This window comes from Bradyrhizobium australafricanum, assembly GCF_020329495.1.
Classification (GTDB): Bacteria; Pseudomonadota; Alphaproteobacteria; order Rhizobiales; family Xanthobacteraceae; genus Bradyrhizobium; species Bradyrhizobium australafricanum.
In genome coordinates this window covers 1-3,594 of sequence record NZ_JAGKJL010000150.1, presented here as the reverse complement: position 1 = coordinate 3,594, position 3,594 = coordinate 1, and the positions used below count along the sequence as shown (strand labels likewise).

4 protein-coding genes are annotated in these 3,594 nt (G+C 59.0%); 3 read left to right on the top strand and 1 reads right to left on the bottom strand.

Going from position 1 to position 3,594, the window contains the following annotated elements; all coding sequences use genetic code 11:
* Positions 1 to 1,450: 1,450 nt before the first annotated feature.
* From J6525_RS46050 to J6525_RS46040, 3 genes are all read left to right on the top strand, one after another.
* Positions 1,451 to 1,615 carry a hypothetical protein gene (locus tag J6525_RS46050; RefSeq protein ID WP_225649571.1) on the top strand — a complete coding sequence of 55 codons (165 nt, stop codon included), beginning with the start codon at positions 1,451 to 1,453 and terminating at the stop codon, positions 1,613 to 1,615.
* 1,037 nt (positions 1,616 to 2,652) lie between these two features.
* A complete protein-coding gene (locus J6525_RS46045; protein ID WP_225649570.1) occupies positions 2,653 to 2,826 on the top strand; it encodes a hypothetical protein in 174 nt (57 codons plus the stop codon).
* 46 nt (positions 2,827 to 2,872) lie between these two features.
* Positions 2,873 to 3,247, top strand: coding sequence for a hypothetical protein (locus tag J6525_RS46040; RefSeq protein ID WP_225649569.1), 375 nt, complete (start codon positions 2,873 to 2,875; stop codon positions 3,245 to 3,247).
* An 84-nt stretch (positions 3,248 to 3,331) separates the two neighbouring features.
* Here J6525_RS46040 and J6525_RS46035 read toward each other — a convergent pair.
* Positions 3,332 to 3,594: transposase (locus J6525_RS46035; protein ID WP_512699755.1), on the bottom strand; the 263-nt coding region annotated here is incomplete at its 5' end.

The following is a 3,594-nucleotide window of genomic DNA, read 5'->3' as shown; positions in this document are numbered from 1 at the left end:
ATCTCCTGTTCATGGCGGGCAGTCTCGAGCGAGCCGAAGGGTAAGCTCGGACGGGATCTGATCGACGAATAAGGCCATGAGGCTGCCAAGCAAGCAGGCTTGATCACGCTGGCAAAGGAGCGAGCGGCGCTGGGTAGCGTCGATCGCGTGAAACGCGTTGTTAAAGTGGTCGGCATGGTTAACTCGGCCGATGACTTCGGTGACTAAGCCAAGGTGATCAATGGATATTCCGACCTAATGGTCGAGGTGTTCGGCGAATCGATGGTAGACATGCTCGCTCCTCACTGCGCGTGGCGGCGCTTCCGCGCCATGCCCCGGTCGAAGTCGAAATGATCCTTGAGGTACAGTAGCTTTTGTTGTTGATCGCAACCTTTCCACTTGGGAAGCTTTGACGCGAGGGTCGAAGATAGTCGTGCCGACGTGCTCTGCAGGCTCTTAGGACGGAACGAAACGTTGACGCACGCGTCACGGGCACGGACAACTCTGAGTTTAGCGTTACCGCGAAATAGCGCCGTAAATCACGAGGCCGGAACGTCACAAAGGCGTTCGGTTGCTAGTCCAGGAGGTTGCCATGATACGACGCGCTACCATTCTAACGACATCAGCTCTGCTGTGTCACCGTCCCGATCAGCGATCGCGTTCGCGCAACAGACGCAGCGTGTGTCCTACAAAGCGGGCGCGGAAATGCAAAATACACACAACAAAGTTTCTCGACGTCGGCGACGTCGCGGGCTCAGGCGAGTTCATTTGAAATTTATCGCACTTTTCCGACTAACGCTCCTGTCGTCCATGGTTTGAAGATCAAGGAAACGTGGACGCGTGGCGTTTCCGACTACGTCGACAATAATGGTCCCGGCAGCATATACACGGTCTATGCCATTCGAGAATGGCGACAAGCTCTTCACCCGAGGAACTGTGCTCGCTCATAGCAGAGGGCCGGGAACGCTTAGTGGCACGACTGTCTCGTATATCACGGGCGGCGCGGGAACGCTGGCTAATATTCGGGGAATTGCGCGAACCACTGGCCGCGCGTTTGGGCCAGTTGGTGCTGCCGGCTTCGGCGAACACGCTTTCGTTCGTGCCGGTAGTATCGGAATCGGCGCTACCTGCGGCCGCAGAGCCCACCGGGTCGCCGGAAGCAGCCGTTGTGACGGTTGAACTCCAGGGAGCACGAGTGGAGGTGCCTGGCCTTGCTGTGTCGAGTGATGTGTTCTTGGCGCTTCAACGGACACGTTCATGCTGACGCCGCCCGCGAGCCTCATAATTTACGTGGCGACGCAGCCTGTGGACTTCAGAAATTATGCGGAACCCACGATTATGCGGAGCGCGCGGGCATTCGATCCAAGATCCGCTCCGTTATCTACAGTTTAGTTCCCAGTGCCCTCTTCCTCGCTCCGCATAATCTGAGGCCTCCCTTCCTGTCTTGATGGCAACGAAAGGGAGACAAGGAATGGCCAAGTCGAGTGGGACTCACTGCCACGGGCAGCGCTGCATGGACGCAGGCGATCTCGCCCCGCTGGTGACGGAGTTCGCACGACACCTGACGGTGTTGGGGCATACGAGCTTGATGGTGAGCGGCTATGACGCCGCAGCCGTCACCTCGCGCAATGGCTGACGCTGGCCAAAGTCGCAGTCGCCGACATCGAGGATGGCGTCACCGATCGGTTCGCTCGGCACCGCGTCGATGTCCCGGCATCCGTCGTGAGAAGGGCGTGTCCGAGAAGTACGTGAGACGGGTACGCCGGTTCGTCGAGTTTCTCGCAAGGTCGATCCGATCCCCCCCCACGTCCCCGGCGCCATAAGCCGCGCGTCTGCTTTCGTCCAAGCCGCATCGGGTTAACGACATGCATGCCCGGAAGCGGCGCGAGCAGTTAATTGCGCGCCGTGATAGCTTACCGCTTCGCCGTCTCGTCGTCTTCTCCAGCCGTGTGGCACGCGGGTTGCTGAGCCAGGCGGCTTGGTCGCTTTAGTTGTGATCCTCGCGAGGGCCACGCTTCGATGGGAAACTTCGTGCGGGCGGTCCGTCAGCAGCCCCGCTTGCACGCATTTCTGTCGCGTCGGCCTCAGAGATTGCGCTCTGTCGATTAACGCGCTGTTTGTCTTCACTCCTGCATAGTGCCCGTCTGGCATGCGAGTTGCTGAGCGGCTTATCGGCTTGGCTGTTCTTCACGCAACTCCAGACAGACCAAGCTTGGCGTAGCAAACTCCGCGCGGGTGGTTCCTCCAGACGCCCGCGTCTTTTGTAGCCACAGGTCGCATGGTCTTCGGCGACATGGGGGCTGCGGGAGGCCTTGGAGAACGCGATAGCGTCGCTCAAAGAATGATCCGAAGGGAGGGCGGAAACGAGCGTCGTACTTGCCGCGATTGCGGAGCTTATGGCAATTAGGCCGCCACCAAAGTCGCCTCCAAAACCGAACCTCTCGTCATAAAGAGCATGCTGCAATGAGACAGGCTCAAATTCGTTCCGGCTTTCGAAGCGGCTATTCGCTCCGCGGATCCCGAGAAGCTCGCCGCACTTCGGGAGTCCATCCGCCAGCGCGGGGGCCCTGACGAGTTCGCGCTGACGACCACAGAACTTATATGCGAACATCCACTCACGCTTTTTAGGTTGATCAAGATCATCTCCGACGCTGCGCATGAGGAGCACCGCCCATGAGCATCAACCCGGCTCGAAACCATACCATTCTCATCGCCGACGCGGCGGTATCCGTAGTCAATGTGACTTGCACAGCAGGCGGCTATATGTGCGGGCAAACAGAGCGATCGAAGACATCGACCAAGAAAGGTGCGCGCAATGGCCTACCCCATCCGTCTTCGATGGCCTGATGCGCTCAGAGCAACTACGCCGTGATGATTAAGGTGGTCCGTCGCCATGTCGCCGCTCATCGTTATAGTCGCTTCGACGCAACTGAGCGTTTTAGCCACGATCAACATCACCGCTCAGCCCTCACAAAACATAGACGAGTGCCGGAAGATGGGTGAGGCAGCGATCAAAGCCGCGACTGCGACGCCCGGCTCTTCCGCCTCCTATGTCTGCCACGACACTACCCTCCAGCAGGGATTATCCGGCGCGTTAGGCGTGGTTACCTACCAGAGAGAAGATGGTGGAATAACGATCCTAAAGGGATACATGGCGACACTATCGGACTGCAAGGTTGCTGGAATGATAGCAGCCGGCAGCAAAGTTGTTCCCGGCACAACGGCTTGGGCGTGGGCCTGCTACGATCTCGACAGCTTTGGAGGGTGAAGCGATCAACGTTTCTAGTCTTCGCGCGCCTATCGCGCACTTCATTCTCGAGTCGTTCGTGAAGAACTGGCGCCGGCGCCCGGCTTAAGCGGTGTTTCGAGCCGGGACGGTCTCGAAGAAGGCTCGGATGATGACACGCAAGAGCTCTGCGAGCCATCGCAGCAGCAGGCCGAAGTTATAGCCGGCAGCGGCGAGAACAGCGTTGATGCGGTCGCCGAGGCGTCCCTTGAGATAATTTCTGTCCATGCGGTGCTCGGCCTTGACGTGGCCGATGACGGGCTCGACAGCCGCGCGACGCTTCATCTCGCGACGGATGGAAGCTGTGACGCGGCGGACCTGACCCGAGA